The 19,209-nt window shown below is 65.2% G+C and carries 16 protein-coding genes and 1 tRNA gene; 11 read left to right on the top strand and 6 right to left on the bottom strand.

Translation table 11 applies throughout. The annotated features are described in order from the left end of the window. The 4 genes from VGE27_RS15525 to VGE27_RS15540 form a co-directional block, all read right to left on the bottom strand. On the bottom strand, positions 1 to 3,069 hold the full coding sequence (locus VGE27_RS15525) for an efflux RND transporter permease subunit (protein ID WP_331050582.1): 3,069 nt from the start codon (positions 3,067 to 3,069) through the stop codon (positions 1 to 3). Then, complete coding sequence (locus tag VGE27_RS15530; protein ID WP_331050583.1) at positions 3,066 to 6,170, bottom strand: efflux RND transporter permease subunit; 3,105 nt, start codon at positions 6,168 to 6,170, stop codon at positions 3,066 to 3,068. The genes VGE27_RS15525 and VGE27_RS15530 overlap by 4 nt, the downstream gene beginning before the upstream one ends. Positions 6,171 to 6,174: 4 nt before the next feature. Beyond that, complete coding sequence (locus tag VGE27_RS15535; RefSeq protein ID WP_331050584.1) at positions 6,175 to 7,317, bottom strand: efflux RND transporter periplasmic adaptor subunit; 1,143 nt, start codon at positions 7,315 to 7,317, stop codon at positions 6,175 to 6,177. A 180-nt stretch (positions 7,318 to 7,497) separates the two neighbouring features. Next, entirely contained in the window at positions 7,498 to 7,974 is a 477-nt protein-coding gene (locus VGE27_RS15540) for a hypothetical protein (protein WP_331050585.1), read from the bottom strand. 238 nt (positions 7,975 to 8,212) lie between these two features. On the opposite strand from VGE27_RS15540, the gene VGE27_RS15545 reads away from it, so the two are divergent. Continuing rightward, positions 8,213 to 9,424: a tetratricopeptide repeat protein gene (locus VGE27_RS15545; protein ID WP_331050586.1), complete on the top strand. Its 1,212-nt coding sequence runs from the start codon at positions 8,213 to 8,215 to the stop codon at positions 9,422 to 9,424. A gap of 19 nt (positions 9,425 to 9,443) precedes the next feature. On the opposite strand, the gene VGE27_RS15550 is transcribed toward VGE27_RS15545, so the two are convergent. Then, on the bottom strand, positions 9,444 to 9,593 hold the full coding sequence (locus VGE27_RS15550) for a hypothetical protein (RefSeq protein WP_331050587.1): 150 nt from the start codon (positions 9,591 to 9,593) through the stop codon (positions 9,444 to 9,446). Positions 9,594 to 9,812: 219 nt separating this feature from the next. On the opposite strand from VGE27_RS15550, the gene VGE27_RS15555 reads away from it, so the two are divergent. From VGE27_RS15555 to VGE27_RS15590, 8 genes are all read left to right on the top strand, one after another. After that, complete coding sequence (locus VGE27_RS15555) at positions 9,813 to 10,592, top strand: helix-turn-helix domain-containing protein (RefSeq protein ID WP_331050588.1); 780 nt, start codon at positions 9,813 to 9,815, stop codon at positions 10,590 to 10,592. An 85-nt stretch (positions 10,593 to 10,677) separates the two neighbouring features. Further along, a tRNA-Arg gene (locus VGE27_RS15560) sits at positions 10,678 to 10,751 on the top strand. 97 nt (positions 10,752 to 10,848) lie between these two features. Next, positions 10,849 to 12,102: a transcription termination factor Rho gene (gene rho, locus VGE27_RS15565; RefSeq protein WP_331050589.1), complete on the top strand. Its 1,254-nt coding sequence runs from the start codon at positions 10,849 to 10,851 to the stop codon at positions 12,100 to 12,102. A 5-nt stretch (positions 12,103 to 12,107) separates the two neighbouring features. Continuing rightward, entirely contained in the window at positions 12,108 to 12,623 is a 516-nt protein-coding gene (gene ruvX / locus VGE27_RS15570) for a Holliday junction resolvase RuvX (RefSeq protein ID WP_331050590.1), read from the top strand. Then, on the top strand, positions 12,623 to 13,672 hold the full coding sequence (gene mltG / locus VGE27_RS15575) for an endolytic transglycosylase MltG (protein ID WP_331050591.1): 1,050 nt from the start codon (positions 12,623 to 12,625) through the stop codon (positions 13,670 to 13,672). Before ruvX ends, mltG begins: the two co-directional genes overlap by 1 nt. A 26-nt stretch (positions 13,673 to 13,698) precedes the next feature. Next, positions 13,699 to 14,523 carry a glycosyltransferase family 2 protein gene (locus tag VGE27_RS15580; RefSeq protein WP_331050592.1) on the top strand — a complete coding sequence of 275 codons (825 nt, stop codon included), beginning with the start codon at positions 13,699 to 13,701 and terminating at the stop codon, positions 14,521 to 14,523. A 104-nt stretch (positions 14,524 to 14,627) separates the two neighbouring features. Next, entirely contained in the window at positions 14,628 to 15,800 is a 1,173-nt protein-coding gene (locus tag VGE27_RS15585) for a class I SAM-dependent rRNA methyltransferase (protein ID WP_331050593.1), read from the top strand. A gap of 109 nt (positions 15,801 to 15,909) precedes the next feature. Further along, positions 15,910 to 17,160, top strand: coding sequence for a glycosyltransferase family 1 protein (locus VGE27_RS15590; RefSeq protein ID WP_331050594.1), 1,251 nt, complete (start codon positions 15,910 to 15,912; stop codon positions 17,158 to 17,160). On the opposite strand, the gene mutM is transcribed toward VGE27_RS15590, so the two are convergent. Beyond that, positions 17,092 to 17,886, bottom strand: coding sequence for a bifunctional DNA-formamidopyrimidine glycosylase/DNA-(apurinic or apyrimidinic site) lyase (mutM, locus tag VGE27_RS15595; RefSeq protein ID WP_331050595.1), 795 nt, complete (start codon positions 17,884 to 17,886; stop codon positions 17,092 to 17,094). The genes VGE27_RS15590 and mutM overlap by 69 nt on opposite strands. Positions 17,887 to 18,139: 253 nt before the next feature. On the opposite strand from mutM, the gene VGE27_RS15600 reads away from it, so the two are divergent. Continuing rightward, on the top strand, positions 18,140 to 18,802 hold the full coding sequence (locus VGE27_RS15600) for a hypothetical protein (RefSeq protein WP_331050596.1): 663 nt from the start codon (positions 18,140 to 18,142) through the stop codon (positions 18,800 to 18,802). A 216-nt stretch (positions 18,803 to 19,018) separates the two neighbouring features. Then, a complete protein-coding gene (locus tag VGE27_RS15605) occupies positions 19,019 to 19,192 on the top strand; it encodes a hypothetical protein (protein WP_331050597.1) in 174 nt (57 codons plus the stop codon). Positions 19,193 to 19,209: the final 17 nt, after the last annotated feature.

The raw sequence follows: 19,209 nt of genomic DNA on the forward strand, positions 1-19,209 counted from the left end.
CTAGTCCTTGTGCGGGCGGCGGCGACCGAAGCGCCACCGGCGCCGCGCTGACTGCCGGTGTCCGACCAGCATGGCCGGCAGAAAGAACATGGCGCCGATGGTCCCGGCCACCGTACCACCGGCCGTGGCCAGAGCGATCGCCCCGAAGAGGGTGTCGGACCCGGCTCCGACCGATAGCGGAATCAGGGAAGCGAGCGCGGCGAAGGTCACCATGACGATCATGCCGGAGCGGTCGAGCGCAGCGCGCAGCACCTGCCCGGCATGCAGGGATCCCGTTCGCTGGCGCTGTTCGAGCGCCGCATCCACGAGCAGGATGGACTGATTCACCGCCAGACCCACCACCAGAATCACGCCCACCGCAGCTTCGCGCGTGAATGCCGTGTCGGTCATCCAGAACGCAGCCACCACACCAGCGAGCGCGAGTGGCAGTGACAGAAACACCTGGGCCGCCCCCCACACCGAGTCGAACACGAGCGCGACCGCAAGCACCACCAGCGCCACGCCAATGCCGAAGACGAGCCAGAGCCCGCGCACACTTTCGTCCTGCGTGAAGCCTGATCCGCTACTCTGGTCGATGATGGCGTAGCCCGGGGGCGCCGTCAGCGATTTCACGAAGGCGGTGTGTGTGCGGTTTGCCAGCCGCGGTGGTCCGCGAAAGTCGTAGTTCGCCTGGCGCACGTACTGCTGGTCTTCGCGCACCACCGTCGACAGCGCCTCCTGTTCGGCCACCACCGACACATCACCGATGCGCACCGGCGCCCCGGAAGATGTTGGCAGCCGTGCGTCCTGCAGCTCAGCGAGCGACCGATCGCGGGCACCGGCGGCCTTGAGCGTCACCGGAAGCTCCTCACCCCCGATCACCACCCGTTGTGCGCCCACCGGTCCACGCACCTCGCGGGCAACGGCATTGGTGAATGCCTCCGCCGACACACCATACCGCCGCAGCGCGTGACGATCTGGTTCCAGCGTCACCTGGAAACTCTGCTCGATACGCCCCCAGCCTCCACTCGTGATGCGCACATCACGCACACGCGGGATACGCTCCAGGCGGGCCTTGAGATCGTTCGCCACCTCCGACACACCATCGTACGCGAACCCTCGCACCTGGATGCGGAAGTTGGAGAAGCTGCCCCCTCCTCCACCGCTGGAGAACGCGGGCCCCTCTCCAATGACGGAGATGTTGGCGCCACCCACCAACACCGCGCGCTGCGTGAGTTGCTCCTGCATGATGAGCGGCGCAGAAGTCCAGCCGCCCGCGCGCGTGAACAACACGCGCATCGAAGCGCTGATCGGTGTGCGGGACTCGGAACGCACCTGTTCCACTTCCGGTGCGCTCGTGGCGATCGTCTCGAAGTCCCGCATCGCCTGATCGAGCGTGGCGGGGTCGGAGCCGCGGGGGAAACTGATCGTCACGGCCAGTGTGGTGCGTTGTCCGCCAAACCAGTTGAAAGATGAACGCGGCACCTTCTCGATGAACGCCCACGTCATCACCGCCAGCACCGCCACACCGGCAGTCAGTGTGAGCCATCGCCAGCGCAGCAGTCCCCGCACCACCCATCTGTACGCGCGCGTGGCCCACATCCATTGCGCACGGCGTGCGGTTTGCCCTCGAGCCATCGTGGGCACCACGCACAAGGAGGTAAACACGCTCCACACCAGCGCCACGACGAACGCCAGCGCAAACGGAACGAACGCGGCCCGGGCATTGCCCTGCAGGTAGAGAAACGGAAACAGCACCACCGCGGTGGTGAGCGTGCCGCCCAACACCGCAGGCGCAATGCGTTGGGTGGCTCCGGCCCGCCCATCCGGTGTGTCCGGGGCGAGCGTCAATCGCTCCACGACGATCACCGCATTCTGCACCAGCACGCCGACCCCCATCCCCATGCCAGCCAATGTGAGCAGGTTGGCCGGAATGCCGAAGATGAACAGCGTGAGGGCTGTGGCAGTCAGTGCCACAGCGGTGGTGCCCATGACCACCGCTGCAGCACGGGCGTTGCGCAACAGGAGCAACAGCACCAGCAGAACACACACGAAGGCAATCGCTCCACGACGCGCGAGATCACGCAGGTCACGCGCCAGATCCACGCTCTCGTCATTGGCGACCTGCAAACGCACGCCCGTCGGGAGCGACGACTGTAGTTCTGCCACCGCCGCCCGCAGTGCTGCCGCCGTCCGAATGGCATCGGCCCCCGGGCTGCGCGTCACATCGAGCGCCACCGCCGGCTCGCCATCGATGCGAAAGAAACGCCCACGCGAATCCTCCTCGGCCCGGATCGACGCCAGCTGGCCCAGGGGGAACACCCGGCCTCCCGGTGCAACGATTGGCAACTGGGCCAGTTCGTCGAGCGTGCCCGGTTCATCACGCAGCACGACCGCCTGCACCGTCTCGTTGACGGAACCCACATTCCGGGTGACACTGCCCAGCGATTGCACGAGGCGCGCGCTGCCGAGCGCATCGCGCAGGCTCGCTGGGGAGATTGTCAGTTGGCGAAGACGCGAGGCGTCGTAGGTGACTGCGATGCCGAGGTCCGATCCTCCGCGCACCGCCACACCAGACACTCCGGGAACACCGGCCAGCTTCGGGCTGACCTGTTCGTTCAGCAGTCGTTGCAGGGTTCCCGGTGTGTAGGGACCGAACACCAGCAAAGAGAGCAACGGGAGCTCTTCGAATCCTTCGGGCACATGGTTCGAGACCGACGGTGGACTCACACCAGGCGGGAACTCTGTGCGCAGCAGGTCCAGCCGTTCGAGAATCGCGAGTCGTGTCATCTGTACATCGGCGCGTTCTTCGAGACTGACCGTGAGTGCGGCGACGCCATCGCTGCTCACGCTGGAGATGCGCTTCACACCACGCACGCCCTGTACCGCCGCTTCCATGGGCGCCGTGAGATAGGCTTCAATCACTTCGGGCGCGACACCGGGCCATACGGCGTTCACGGACAATCGTGGCAACTCGACGGTGGTGCGCGTGGCAAGCGGAAGGCGCATGAACGCCAGGGCGCCCGCCAACAGCAGCGCCACACACATCGCCCACACCACGGCAGGCCGCGATGTCGCAAAGCGAATCACGCCAACGGTCCCGCGCCGGTCCGGACAGCCACGCGTCGTACGGCCCGTTCCTCACGACGCCCTTCCAGTACCGCGTAGGCCGTGGGTAGCAGGAAAAACGTCACGAGCAGCGCGCTGATGCTGCCACCGATGATGCCCGCCGCGAGAGGCTGGTACAACGCCCCACCGGAGCCCCATCCGAACACCAAGGGCAACACGCCGGTGACGGTCGTGATGCTGGTCATCGCGATCGCCCGCAAGCGCCGTGCACCGCCCTCGAGGATGGCGTCGTGCAAGGGCATGCCCTGCTCCCGCAATGCACGAATGGTGTCGAGCTTCACGACGGCTTCGTTGTCGGCCATGCCGATCATCACCACGATGCCGATGAGACTGACGGCATTGAGCGACTGTCCGGTGAGCCAGAGAAACACGATGGCGCCGGCACCCGCCAATGGCACCGTGCACATCACCACCAGCGGGATGGTGAAGGACGCAAACTCGCCAGCCAGCACCAGGAACATCAGCGCCGCCGCGAGCACGGCCACCAACGTCAGCTCCTGCTCCGTGCGCTGCCGTTCCGCATCGGCGCCTGCCACCGTCCAGCGCACACTGCCGGGCCAGCGCATGGACTCCATGCGTGCCACGACATCGTCTGTGGCGCGGGCGGTGCCACCTTCTTCCACCAGCCCTTCCACGATGGACACCGGTCGCTGTCCAATGCGTACCACCTCCACCGGCGCGCGCATCTCCCGCACCTGCACCAACGGCCCGAGCGGCGTCCCGCCGACGCTCGTGCGCAGTGCCATCTCCAGGTCTTCGTTGGCCAGCCCCGCATAGCGCACCATGATGGGCGTGCGACGGTCGGTTTCGCGCAACTCGCTCGCCGCGACACCACCCAACGCACCAGCCAGTGCTCCCGACACCTGCTGCGGCGAAAGGTTGCGCTCCGCCAACCGGTGGCGCTCGAGCGAGATCTCCACCACCGGCTGCGTGGCCGCATAGGCGTCCCGGATATCGGTGAGCGCAGATATGCCCTTGAGATGCGCGCGCACCGAGTCGGCCCATTGCTGCGCTTCCGTTGGAGAGGCCGCCGAGAGCTCCACACGCACCAATCGCCCTTCGCGTCCGATGAGCGAACCAAACTCGGACTGCCCCGCGAGGTCGATGGCCAACGCGCCGTTCGCGAGGTCGGGCAATGCCCGCCGCAGCGCCTGCGCAAAATCTGCAGCCGGACGTCCGTCGGGCACACGCACGATCAACTGGGCCGTGGCGCTCGAGCCGGGATCTGCGCCTGCCAACATCTCTTCATCCGTTGCCTTGCCGACACGCGCGTACACATCGCGCGCGCCCAGCGTGCGAGCCGCCGCTTCGACCCGTGCCACCTGCCCTGTCGTCGCGTCCAGACTCGTACCCGGTGGCAATGCGAGGTCCGCGACAATGACGCCCTCGTCGACGCGCGGGAGAATCTCCTTGGGCAAACGCATGATGAGCACGACCGTGATCGCCAGCGCGCCAAGCGCCATGCCAAATACCGCCCGGGGATGCTGCAGCGACCAGCGCATGCCGTGTTCATAGCGCGACGACAGCCACGCTCCCCACGCATCGAGTCGTTGTCCCAGTGGTGAAGGCCGGCTGGGGGCGAGCACCGATTGAGAGGCTCCCGCACGACGGCGCCCGACGATCATCACCGGCATGAGCGTGAGCGACAACAGCAGGCTGGCCGCCACGGTCGTCACGACACTCAGTGAGAGGTCGCGAAACAGCGCCGCGGCCAGTCCGCGCACAAAGATGATTGGTCCGAACACCAGCACCGTGGTGAGCGTGCCGGCAAACAGCGGCGCGGCCACTTCATTGGTGCCGGTGACCGCAGCCTCCAGCAGTCCCATGCCTTCGGTGCGCCGGCGTCCCACCGATTCGGCAACAACAATGGCCGTGTCCACCAGGAGGCCCGTGCCGAGTGCGAGCCCACCCAGCGACAGCACATTGATGGACACGCCCAGCGCCTGCAGCACCACCAGGGCCATCAGCACCGACAGGGGCACCGTGAGCCCGATGGCCAGCGACATGCGCCAGTCGCGCAGAAAGAGCAGAATGACCAACAGCGACAACAGGCCGCCAGCGACGATCTCCTGCCCAAGATTGGACAGTGCGTCGGTGACAAAATCAGCCTGCGCGGCAACCACCGTGATGCCCAGCGCCGGAAACTCCCGGCGCAGCTGCTCCACCGATTCCATCATCCGGCTCGTCACCGCGACGGTGTTGGAGCCCGCGTCCTTGTAGACCACGAGGCCCACCGCGTCCACGCCATCCAGCCGCGTGCGCGTCTCCGGTTCGGCCAACCCGAGCGATACCGTGCCCACATCGCGCAATGTGAGATGACTGCCCAACGGACCGATGGGTGTATCGAGCAGCTCATCCGGTGACCGGAACTCCGTCAGCGACCTGACCGAGAAGCGGAACTGTCCGCGCCGGATCGTGCCGCCCGCCCCCGTCACGTTCTGCGCACGAATGGCGGCTGCGACATCCTCTGGTGTGAGATTGAGCGCGCGCAGTCGATCCGGATCAAGCGTGACCCGCACCTCATCGGCGGGCGCACCGACCACCGCAACGCTGGCCACACCGGCGATCTGCTCCAGCCGTCTAGCGTGCACATCGGCGGCGGTTCGTGCGAGACTGCGCAACTCCACGCCACGAACCGCGAGCACCGCAATGGGCCGCTCCCCCGGATCACTGGTCAGCAGAGTGGGGCGTTCAGCACTTGCCGGCAGTTGGCCCCGCGCCGCATCGAGACGCTCGCGCACGGTCAGCACCGTGCCACGCATGTCAGTGCCCCAGGCAAATCGCGCCGTGGTGGTGGCGGTACCGTTCCGGCTCACGCTGCGCAGCTCGACCAATCTTGGTGTCGCGGCGATCGCCGCCTCCACCGGTTCGGCGACAAAACGCGACACCTCCGGTGCAGCGGCGCTGGCATACGTGGTGCGAATGGTGAGCACCGGCAGCGACACATCGGGCAACAGCGAGACCGGCAATCGCGTGAGCGACACCGATCCGAGCAGCAGGACGGCCAGAATGGCCGCCACCGTGGCGACCGGACGGCGGACGGCAGAGGCCGCGAGACTCACGACGTCAGTTCCGCGACGCGCCGGGCTTCACCACGCGTACCGGCGCATCGTGGGTGAGCGTGAGGTGCCCATCCACGATCACCTGATCTCCCGCACGTATCGGGATCTCTCCACTACCGGAGTCCGGCAGGACTTCGGTTTCGCGTCCGTTGCTGCGACCGGGCAGGATGTAGGTCCACTGCGCTCGGCCATCCCGCACGACAAACACCAGCGGACGACCATCGCGCTCGATCACGGCGCGCGCCGGCACGAGACGTCGTCCAGTCAGCCGGTTGGCTTCGAGCGATACATCCGCGTACATGCCGGGACGCAATCGCCCGTCACCGGGCACGCGCACAACCGCACGGCCCGCCCGTGTGACGGAATCGACCAAGGGCAACACGGCATCGATGCGTCCCTGCAAGGTGCGCCCCGGTGCGCCGGCACTCGAGACCGTCGCTTCTCCTCCCACCCGAATGAATGACAGGTCGTGCTCCAACACCTGCGCATCGATCCGCAAATGCTGCAGATCGACAATCGTGAGCAACGCCTGTCCGGCCGACAGCTTCTCACCCACCGACACATCGATCAGGTCGACCGTTCCGGTGACCGGACTGCGAATGACGGATCGTTCCTGTTCGTATCGCGCGCGCTCGAGCTGCAAACGCGCACCCGACAGCCCCGCCTTGTTCATCAGCGCCCGTCGTTGCTCCGGCGTCGGGCCGCGCCCGGTCACCAGTGACTCGGGTACATACGATTCGAGAAAGCGCTGTTCGGCCTCATCCGATCGCGCCTGTGCTTCACGCACCGCCAACTCGAATGGGTATGCATCGAGTCGCATCACTTCCTGGCCCTGCTTCACCGCCTGTCCAGGGCGAACCAGTAGTGTGGCCACCGTGCCCTCGACCGACGCCTTGAGCTTCACAACCGCGTCGGAGCGCACCTGCCCGATCGTGGAGATCCGGAGCACGAGATCGCCGCTCCGTGCATCGTCCGCGACGACCGGCAGTGCGATCGAGGGTCGCGAGGCATCATCGGCAATCGCCGCGGCCGAATCCGCATCGCTTGACCCTGCGGAAGTGTCAGCATCAGCTCCGGCGGCTTTGCCACAGGCCGTCAGCAGCAGCGCACAGAGGAGGAAGGCAGGATACGGCGTCGGAATTGGCATTGGCGCAGAGAAGTCGTCAAAGACGCCCTCCCCATGGCAATGTGCGCCAGGGAGGTGACAATACTGCGCTACGTTACGACCCGGATCAGGGCTCCGCGATACTTCGCGCCCTCGACACCGGACTTTTTGGCATTCTTAATCAGCTTCTAACCATTGAGCACGGCCTGTGACGGCTCGTGGTTACCAGGATAGCCCGTCGAGCGCCGTCAGGTACTGAATGCGCCGCAGCTGATCCTGCAGCTTGTGCCGGTCTTCCTGAACACTCATGACTGTGGACATGTGGCTGACACTATTCCATACGAACACCCCCGGCGTGACATCGAGTCCGATCCGGCGGAGTGACGCATCATCGATAGTCCGAAGGAATCGTACGGGCTGTGTGCCAAAGATCTCCCGGACACGCACGGAGTCCGCACGCGTGATCTCAGCACCGCTCACCATCACGACGGCGGAAATCGGTAACACCCGTTGCACGAGTCGCAGGTCGGCGAGGCGCCGCATCGGGTCACCCGGACGGATGATGAGAGCCACACCGGATGGTGCGGAGGTGCGCAGGTCGGTCCACGGCGCACCGTCATCGTCACCGCCGCTGTGTAGCGTCAGCACCAATGCGGCTGCGAGAACCACCAGTGCGACGGCGACCCGGCGTAAGTCCATGCCGCGCAGTTTCCGGAGCGCCCGGAAACGAGTCAAGTAGCGCTCGCTTCCACGTGCAAAGCCGTTGCCCACAGTTACCGGTATTTTCCCACCATTACCGGTTGCCTACCTCAGCGCCGCACCATGTTGTCTGTGGTGGGTGTTTGCCCATCCATGCGCTCGCACTTTCGCAATCCCTCGTCGGAGGCCTTCATGGCGTTCATTGCATTGGCAGTATTGCCACTCTTTCGATCACCTCATGCGTAAGCCACTGTCTCCGTTGCAGGCCTTCGCGGCCGATGCGCAGGGCGCCAATTCACGCGGCGTCCCTGTCGACCACCAGTTGCTGCCGTGGCTGTCCGTCGCCCAGGCAGCTGACGCGTTGTCGAGCGCACCGCGCTGGCGCCTGCATCAGGACATGCCGCACATCGAGTCGTTGCTACCGGAGTACCGGGGGCGTCGCCCGACGCTCACACACGATGCGCAGCCCGCTCCGACCGATTCGCTCGATCAGTTGTACGAGCGATTCCGTTCTGCGGCGGAAGACATGGAACTCGCAGGGTGTTTCGAACTCGCCTTCACCACGGTGTCGGCAGTCTGCCGCTTGGCGATCGACTCTGGTTACGCCGCACTGGCGTTGGCCACGGTGCATCTCGGTCGTGTTGCGCGACAGATGAACGATTACGACAGCGCCGAGCAGTGTTACGAATCGGCGGTGGAACGAACGATCCATGAGCGCGACGGACCCCTCGCAGCACGAGGGTACATTGGTCAGGCACTGATCCACGACATGCGAGGCAATCGACCCGCCGCCGAACGATTATACCGGAAGGCTTTACGCGCCGCGGTGTTCGGCGGCGGGGCCTACGTGCATGCGTGCCAGGGCTTGATGACGCTCGCTATCAGCGACAACAAACTGGCCGACGCGCTACTGTTCGGCTGGAAACTGTATGACGCCAGTGAGCATGATGCCGAAACGCGCGCGGAAGCTCTCACCGATCTTTCGGTCGTGGCGCTGCGTGCGGGATTTTTTGAGCCTGCCAAGCTCGGCTTTGCACAAGTCATCAACATGCGACCCGCTCCGCGCGCCCTGCTCATGGCGCTCGGCGGTGCCGTTCGTGCAGCTGCAAAATTGGACGCTCCAGGCGAAGTCGTGCAGTTGGCCCAGGCGATCGATGCAGAAATTGCCCGTGCCAATCAGCCGCATGACGCCGCTCAGGTCCTGATGTACCTTGCGGAAGCACACTGGCAGATCGGAGAGCGCGTGGCAGCGCGTGAGGCACTCGAACGTGCCCGCACACTCGCCACCACGTATCGCTATCACGAGTACGAATTCCGGGTAGATGCTATGGAGCGGGATTGGGCAGCGTCGCCCACCCTGCAGCCGACGTTTGGCGAAGCGCCCGTGCCGTTTTCACGGCCGAGTGCATCGATGCGAACTTCTATCGCCAGACTGACCGCGCTCCGTTAGGCATGACCCGCGCTCGCCGTCATCCCCAGGGCTTCACGTCAAAAGCGCTCGAGTCCGAACCACTGCCACCACCATTGGGATCATCAGCGGCCGTGGGCAGGCTGCAGGCAGCAACCAGGGGAGTAATCGTGACAGCGGCGAGCAGCAGCAGGCGACGTGCGATGGTCATCGGAAAGCACTCCAGAAAAGGTGTGCCCTTAGATGTCATCGCACGTTCACCCGCGCCGTGCTGGCATGGGAAATCATCGGTTCCCGTGGGAAACCGATTTTGACCAGCACGGAAACGGGGGGAGCCGCTACGCGAACGCCCCTGCAGATCGCCTGGATACCCGGGCGCTCGGCAGCGCAGGCCAGGGCCCAACGGATCGCCCCTGCCGGATATCGGGTCGTGCCATTCGACGATGTGCCAACGCTGTTGGCCGCCGTCGCCTCAGGCAGTGTATCACTTACCGTCGCAGAAGCCGGTGGCCCGCATCACACTGCCGGCGTTCGGGCGGTCTTGCAGTTACGGGAAGCCTTCCCTGCACACGCCCTCGTGGCGTGGTGCGATCTGCGCCGAATCGACACGGCTCAGCTATTGGAGCTCGCCCGTGCCGGGATTCAGGACATCGTCCGCGAAGAACAGGACGAACTGCCCCACATCTTTTCCCGCATTCTCGCCACCGCGCGTCAGCGCAGCGTCGCGTCGCAGATCGTGACGATGCTCGAAGACCTCGTACCGCGGCGCATCCGGCCCATGCTGGAACACGGCCTCGAACACGCGGGCGAACACATCGATCGCGACGAGTTTGCCGCCGTGTTCGGCATGACCCGTCGCACACTCCACAACCGATTCCTGCGCGCGGGATTGCCCTCTCCGAGGCCATTCCTGACCTGGTGTCGGCTGCTGGTCGCCAGCGCCCTGCTCGAGCAGCCGGGGCATACGCTCGATTCGGTCGCGGGCGTGCTCGATTTTCCTGATGGCGGCTCCCTGGGCCAGTATCTGCGGCGCTATACCGGCCGCAACGTCACGCAGCTGCGTGATGGAGGAATTCTCCGCACCACTGTCGATGCGCTGCGCGCGCAGCTCGCCGAGTTGGCCGAGGCGCTGCGAACCGGTACGGCGGCCCCCGACGACCCGACTCCCGACGCTCCACGTTCCTTGCCCCTGCCCGGCGTCCGCGGTTAGCTTGGTCGGTCTGGCGAGGATCGGGTGTCACCTGAGCCCGTCAGGCGGAGTACAGTGGGGCTCTCATGGCTCACGGTGCCGCATTGCGCGCGTAGCTCAGTTGGATAGAGCGTCTGCCTCCGGAGCAGAAGGTCGCAGGTTCGAGTCCTGCCGCGCGCATGGCCCGTCCCCCCCGGGGGTCGGCCTTGTGGGATGCGCCGCCAGAGGCAGAATGCCCTCTGGAGCCGGCCTTCGATCCCTCTCGTTCCCTAGCCACGTGCACGTCGCCGAGCTGAAGCGAAAGTCGGTCCCTGAACTGCTGGCGCTCGCTGAGTCCCTGCAGATCACCAGCGTCAACGGCCTTCGCAAGCAGGAACTCATCTTCCGTATCGAGCAAGCCCTGCTCGACGCGGAAACGACGCTCTATGGCGAGGGCGTCCTTGAAGTGCTCCCCGAAGGTTACGGCTTTCTCCGGGCACAGGACTTCAATTATCTGCACGGCCCCGACGACATCTACGTCTCCCCCTCCCAGGTAAAGCGCTTCGACCTCCGTACCGGTGACACGGTCATGGGGGAAGTCCGCCCGCCCAAGGAATGGGAACGCTATCTCGCGCTCCTCAAGGTGGAGCGCATCAACGGTGGTGACCCCGAGCAGTCCAAATTGCGCAGCGCCTTCGACAACCTGACCGCCAAGTATCCTGACGAGCGCATTCGCCTCGAACGGAAGAACGGGGAGCTTTCGACCCGTGTCTGCGATATCATCGCACCACTCGGCAAGGGCCAGCGCGCCCTGATCGTCGCCCCTCCCAAGGGCGGCAAGACCATCCTGCTCCAGCAGCTGGCCAACTCCATCATCGAGAATCATCCCGAGGTCACGCTCATCATCCTGCTGATCGATGAGCGCCCCGAGGAAGTGACCGATATGCAGGCCTCCTGCCCGCAGGCCGAAGTCATCTGCTCCACGTTCGACGAATCGGCCGACCGTCACGTTCAGGTGGCGGAGATGGTGATCGAGAAGTCGAAGCGCCTCGTGGAGTCGGGCAAGGATGTCGTGATCCTGCTCGATTCCATTACGCGTCTCGCCCGCGCTCACAATGCCGTCGCGCCGCAGGGCGGCAAGCTGATGTCCGGCGGTATGGAAGCCACCGCGATGCAGAAGCCCAAGGCGTTCTTTGGTGCCGCCCGCAAGCTCGTCGAGGGCGGATCGCTCACCATCGTCGCCACCGCGCTCATCGAGACCAACTCCCGGATGGACGAGTTGATCTTCGAAGAGTTCAAGGGCACGGGCAACATGGAGCTCGTGCTCGATCGCAAGCTTGCCGAAAAGCGCATCTTCCCGGCCATCGACATCAACAAGTCGGGCACGCGCCGCGAGGAGCTGCTGCTCACGCCGTTCGAACAGCAGCGCACGTTCCTGCTGCGCACCTTCCTGGCTGACATGCCCAGTGATGAAGCGCTGCTCTTCCTGCTCAAGCGCATGGAGCGGGCCGAGAACAATCAGGAGTTCTTCGAACAGATGGCCGAGGCGTAAGCCGCATGGCGACGACCATCGGGCGCCTGCTGGCCGTCGACTGGGGAGACAAGCGCATCGGCCTCGCCGTGTCCGACGAACTGGGCATGCTTGCCTCGCCGGCCGGCATCATTGCGCGGCGCGCCGGCAAGCGTCCGCCCATCGCGGAGCTCATGCGCCAGGCCGAATCGCTCGGCGTAGTGGGATACATCTTCGGGCTCCCGCTCGATCCGGGCGGTGACGAAACCGATCGGTCGCGCGAGGTGCGAGACGTGGCCGGCAAGCTCGCGGCCCGCCAACCCCTGCCCGTGCGACTGGTCGACGAACGGTTCACAACGTCGGCAGCATTGCGCAGCATCCGTGAACAGGGTGGCAGCACGCGTGGCCGTAAAGGTGACGTGGATTCCCTCGCCGCCTGTGTGCTCCTCGAAGGCGTGCTCCGTGCGGCGGGTCAGGGGGTAACAGTGGGGGAGGCGGTCGCAGCGCCTGCTGCTGATGCGGTGGCGGGATCTGCGGACTCCAATACCGAAGGGGACTCGTGATGGCACGTCGCGGAGGCAGGCGATCGGGATTGCGCACAGCCGGTATCATCGGCGCACTCGTCGCATGTGCCGGGGCGTTCCTGCTGTGGCGTGAAGTGGGGGGGGCACCCTCGGTCACCGAACGTCCGGCGCGGGTGGTCATTCCCCGCGGCGCCAGCATGCGCGCGGCCGCGGACTCACTGGCAGCCCACGATGTGGTGGGATCATCGCGCCTGTTCCGCTGGATGGCGGCACTCACGGGCAGCGAGCGCGCGATCAAGCCGGGTACCTACCAGTTTGCCGAACGCTCCGGATACAGCGAAGTGCTCGATGCGCTCGTGACCGGCCGCGGTCTGATGCGCACGGTGGTGATTCCGGAAGGATTCGACCTGCGCGACATCACGCCCTTGTTGGTGAAAACGCTGGGCGTGAGCGAAGACTCCGTCCGCGCGGTGACCACCGACACGGCGTGGCTCCACAAGCTCGACATCCCCACACCCACCCTCGAAGGCTATCTATTTCCGGCCACGTACGCATTTCCCGATGGCACGAGTGCGCGGGAAGCGGTCACGGCCATGCTCGAGCAGTTCGAAGTACAATGGAAGCCTGAGTGGACCGAACAGGCTCGTGCGATGAGCCTGTCGCGCCATGACGTGATGACCATGGCTGCCATCGTCGAAAAGGAGGCGCGCAAGGCGGAGGAACGTCCACTCATCAGCGCGGTGTACTGGAATCGCGTGAAGAAGGGGATGCGATTGCAAGCCGACCCCACCGTGCAATACGCGTTGCCGCAGCATGTGGAGCGCGTGTTGTTTCGCGACCTCGAAGTCGATTCGAAGTACAACACGTACAAATACGCCGGTCTTCCGCCGGGCCCGATTGCCTCGCCAGGCGCAGCATCCATTGCGGCGGCGCTTGCACCAGCCGATGTGCCGTACCTCTACTTCGTGGCCCGGCCTGATGGCAGCCACGAATTCCGCACCACGTTCGACGAGCACACGCGCGCGATCGCCCAGATCCGCGCTGCCCGTCGCGCTGCCGAACGGTCAGGCCGCAACTCCTCTCCCTGATCTGCGGCCCTTTCCGGGCATCTTCGATGCACTCCCCGCCGACCGCGATATCGCTCCTGATCTCGACGTACAACTGGCCGCGCGCCCTCGAGTTGGTCCTGGGTTCGGTGCGGCGCCAGCATGTGCTTCCATACGAGGTGGTGATCGCGGACGATGGCTCGCGCGACGACACGCGGGCGCTGATCGAACGGGAGGCGCGCACGTTTCCGGTGCCCATTCAGCACGTGTGGCATGAAGACACCGGCTTTCGGTTGGCCTCGATTCGCAACAAGGCCATTGCCGCCGCGCGTGGCGACTACATCGTCCAGGTCGATGGCGACATCCTGATGCACCCGGACTTCTTCCGGGGCCACTCCCGCTTCGCCCAACGCGGCAGCTGGGCCCAGGGATCACGCGCGCTGCTTGGCCGCGACTGCACGGGCCGACTGATGAACGGCGAGCGCTGTCAGCTGGGGGTGTTCACGAATGACCTGAGCGGGCGGCCCAATGCATTCTATGCCCCGTGGATCACCCCCTTTGTGCGTGGACCGCGAGATGGCATGAAGCGCATTCGCGGTGCGCACATGGCATTCTGGCGCGACGACCTGCTGCGCGTGAACGGATACGATGAAGAGATCGAAGGCTGGGGGCGTGAAGACAGTGAGTTGGCCACACGCCTGCTCAACGCCGGAGTGCAGAGGCGGAACATCAAGTTCAGCGCCGTCGCCTATCATCTCTGGCATCCGACCGCGAGCACCGACCATGTCGACCGCAATCATGAGCGCCTTGTCCGCACACGCGAGCTGCGCCTGACGCGCGCCGAACGCGGGCTCGACCAGTATCTCTCCACCTCTGCCGTCCCCGTCTCGTGAGTCGTCCCACGCGCCAAGATTCGTCCTCCCGCACACGGGGCCCGCGATCCGCAGGCAGCCGCCCCGCCTCACGCGCCGGCGGGTCAGCTCGTCCGACCGGGCCGGTGATTGGCGGCGATATCGCCGTCGTCAATCGTCGTGGAGCACAGCGCATTCGGTCTGGTCATCCGTGGGTGTTCCGATCCGACCTCGAGCGCGCTCCCGATGTACCGGCAGGATTCGTGCGCGTGGAGGAGTACACGGGCGCGCCATTGGGCTATGCATTGTGGAGCCCCAAGTCGGAGATCTCCCTGCGCCATGTGAGTGCCGATCCTTCGCGCGCGCCGGACGCCGAGTGGTGGCACGAGCAGTTGCGCGTGGCCATTGCGCGCCGCGCGCCGCTGGTCGGCGATGCCAATGCCTATCGTCTGGTGCACGGCGAAGGTGACGGCTTGCCATCACTCGTGGTCGACCGATACGGTGATGCGCTGGTGGTACAGCTGCTCTCCGCAGGCGTCGACGCATGGACCGACACGATCGCGGCGTCACTGCGTGAACTGACGGGATGCACCGGTATTCTCGCGCGCAACGACCCAGCCGCCCGCGACCGTGAAGGACTGCCCCGCGAGGTACGATTGCTTCACGGCGACGTGCCACGGGTGGTGGAAGTGGTGGAGCATGGCGTGCGATACCTCGCCGCGCCCTGGGATGGACAGAAGACCGGCGCATTTCTCGATCAGCGCGAGAACCGCGTGCTGATCGGCAGTCTGGCCCGCGGGCGCGCCCTCGACTGCTTCGCCTATCACGGGTCGTTCGCGTTGCACCTCGCCGGTCGTGCTGACCATGTCACCGCCCTCGACATTTCGGCGCCCGCACTGGCTCGCGTTCACGAACATGCCGAGCGCAACGGTCTGACCAACATCGAGCCGGTGGAAGGTGATGCGTTCGACGTGTTGCGGGGCTGGTACCGGGAGGGGCGTCGCTTCGACACCATCGTGGTGGATCCACCAGCCTTTGCGAAGAATCGCGGCGCCATCGATGGCGCGCTGCGCGGCTACAAAGACATCAACCTGCAAGCGATGCGCCTGCTCGCACCGGGCGGCCTGCTCTTCACGGCATCGTGCAGCTTTCACCTGTCGCGGGGCCTGTTCTTCGGGATGCTTCAGGAAGCCTCAGCCGACAGCGGGCGACGCTTTGCGCTCCGGGCCATTACCGGTCAGCCGCTGGATCATCCGGAGCTGATCACCGTACCCGAAACCGGTTATCTCAAGGGCGCGCTGCTGGAGGCGATGGGATAGCGAGACCGGGTGTGATCGCGCACACACACGTTTTCTGGTCTTGTCGTAGGGTGGAATACACTATCGGTGTCATGGACGTGGACGTCCCTACGACCTTGGCCCCGCTCCCGTGTCGCACATCGTCAAGCATCTCGCCATCGAATCCACCCGCCTCCTGCGCGAACGGCGCGGGATCGGCCGGTACGTGCGCAACGTCCTGCGGGAGCTGACACGCCAGCAACCCCATCTGCGCTTCACCCTGTACGTGCCGCGCACGCGGGACATCGCCGCCATGCGTGACCTGCTCGACGGGTTGCATCATGGTCTGGGTGACTGGGCATCGGTGGAACCCATCAGCGCGTTGGCCTATGCCGATGCCGATGTGGTCTGGCATCCATGGAACCTGATGCTGCATGCGAACCGGCGCACCGCGAATGTCGTCACGATCCACGACATTGCACCGATGCTGCAGCATGACCACCGATGGTGGAAGGTCCTCAAGCGCGCCAAGTATCGTCGGCGATATGCACGCACGATTGCGCGCGCCGATGGTCTCATCACGATTTCGCACTTCACGCGCCAGGAGATCATCGAGCGTTTCCCCGCGCCAGAAGACAAACTGGCGGTGACGTTGCTCGCGGCCGATGATCTCGCTCTGTCGGCGCCGGACGATCGCAGTGTGCTGCAGCGCATCGCTCAGGACGGCGGCTATTTCCTCTCGGTGGGGGGCCAGGAGGCGCGCAAGAATCTGTCGACGTTGTACGACGCGATGGACCGGCTCTGGTCGCGCGGTGTTCGCGTCCCCCTGGTGCAGTGTGGCCCAGGGCTTTCGAGCGAGACGCGGGCCGTGCAGGCGCGTACGCCCTGGTTGCGTCACGTCGGCTATGTCACTGATGCACAACTGGTGACGCTGTATCGTCACGCCACGGCGCTGGTGTTCCCGTCGCGCTACGAAGGATTTGGTCTTCCGGTACTCGAAGCCATGCGAAGCGGCGCGCCGGTGGTGTGTTCATCGGCGAGCTCACTGCCTGAGGTGGCTGGCGCGGCGGCATTGAGTGTGCCGTGGGACGATACCGAAGCACTCGCCGCATCCATGCAGCGTCTCGCCGAGGATTCACGGCTGCAGGACGATCTCCGTGCACGCGGACATGCGCAGGCAGCCACGTTTTCATGGGCACGCACGGCCAGTGAAACATTTGAAGCAATGCAACGCGCCGTCGAGAGACATCGCGTGCATCATGCTCCGCATTCACTGCAGGCCATGGTGCAGCCGTTGCTGCGTGCACTCACTCGTCCGACGCGTGCGCGACCGCTATCGCCGCTGGCATCCGGGACAGCAGTACGTGCTGCGACCAGCCTGCACGAGGCGACGAATCGCTGAACCACAGCGACGACAGGGCCGACCGTCACGTCCGTACACGCGCCAGCGACGGTCGAGCTCTTCATCGTCAGGCGTGTCGCGTTCGAAATAGCGCGCGTCCGGTGCGGTGATGAGCACTGTACGAATGGCATCGCGCAAACGGGTGAGGCGGCGCGTACCCAGCGTATTGGCGACCGCCGCGGGATGAATGCCGGCTTCCCATAGCGCTTCCGATGCATAGATGTTGCCCACGCCGGCCACCACGCGCTGGTCGAGCAGCACCGGTTTGATGGGCCCCCGTCGGCGTGAGATGGCCTCGCGAAATGCCTCCACCGTGAAGTCCTCGGTCAGTGGTTCCGGCCCGGCATCCGGCCCTTTGTAGGTGCCCGGCGCGTGCCAGCGCACCACACTGAGGGCCCGCGAATCGACGAGGCTGACCCGCACGCCGCGGTCGGTCTCCAGCGCCACCCGCTCAAATCGCGGTGTGGGATCCCCCACCGCCGTGAATGCCCAGTCGCCGGTCATGCGGAAGTGGACTTCCAATACCCCGCCACCCAGGTGCAGCAGTTGGACCTTGGCGCGGCGTTCCACCCGGTCCAGCCTGCGCCCAGCGATCGCCTCCCGGTCCGCCTCGGTCAGGTGACGGGCCTGCGCGGCGTGACTGACCAGAACACGTTGTACGGTCTGGCCCAGAATCCGATCACGAAGTTGCGAGGCGGCATATTCCACCTCAGGCAGTTCGGGCACCGTACGACCTCGGTCCAAGCAGTGTCGTGATAGATACTTAAATCGCTTCGGATCACAAAAATGGGGGTTGCGCAAACCACAGCAAGTGGTAAGTTGTCCACATTCTTCCACAGCCCACAGGGGTACCCCCATCAGTTCGCCCCGGTCACTCAAGTACGAGTACGAGCTGTACGTCGAGCGGGAAATCGAGGACTACAAGGACTCGGTTTCGCGTAGCTCGCTCCTGAAGATCGGCGATGAGGCAGTCGAGGCATTGCGCCGGGCTGACCAGATCGCGCTGACGGAGATCCTCGTCTGGCAGGAAGTCGATCGTATCATTTCGCGACGTCTGCGGATCCCGACGTACGCGACCTGGAAGCGTCGCCGACTCAAGATGCTGGCCGAATACCAGCGCCCCGAGCATTGGGGGATCGATCCCAATGCCGCGTTCGTGCGTGCGCTGGCCGACTCAGGCGACCGGCACGTCTTGGTGGCCGGGGCAGAAGGTGAGGGTGCCGCGCTGTATCTGGCTGCGCGGGGGGCCGCCGTGACGGCGCTGGAGCCCGCCGAAGACGCCGTGGAGCGTGTCGTACGTGCGGCCGAAGCCGCAGGCCTGACCGAGCGTATTCGTGGCTACTGCGCCGATCTGGGTGGCTGGGCGCCCGACGTCGAGCTGCACGCGGTGGTGTGTTCACCGTCGGCGTTCGCCGGTCTCGATGCACAGGACCGCGCCCGGGTGATCGAAGTACTGCAGAGTGCCACCGCCGATGGTGGTGTGCACCTCGTGGAGACCATCGTCGCGGGCAACGACAGCATGCAGGCCGCGATGCCCATCGAAGAGCTGGCATCCCGGTATCGTGGCTGGACGATCTCCGTGGAACGCAGCACGGGTCGCCATCAGACCTTCCTCGCGCGCAAGGAAGCCGCGGTCGCCTGATCAGATCATCTCGTGTGTCGTCATGACACGAACGAGCGACTTTGTGATGTGTCAGCAGGACACTTGACGTCCCGGGACCGTCCGAAAGAAGTCTCGCAAAGCATATAGACATAATGACTTACCGTCCCATCGCCGATCTGGCATCGGGCGTGCAATAGAGTGCGTCGATGGCCAGATGGCCGTGACACTCAACATACTGGGTGGAGGTTCACCCCAATGCGTATCCAGCATCTCTTTCAGACCGAAGATCAGGAACCCCTTGGCATCGTCATCGCAGACGGTGGCCGCGGCGACGCACTGCCGCGCTTCTCGGCGTTTGTCTGGGGACCCGTTCCTGAAGATCTCGACGTGATCGTCGAACCCGAGCCGATGGTGGCTGCGGCGTACTGAGCGGCAAGTAAGTACGC

Origin of the sequence: Gemmatimonas sp., assembly GCF_036405635.1 — a bacterium.
Lineage (GTDB): Bacteria > Gemmatimonadota > Gemmatimonadetes > Gemmatimonadales > Gemmatimonadaceae > Gemmatimonas.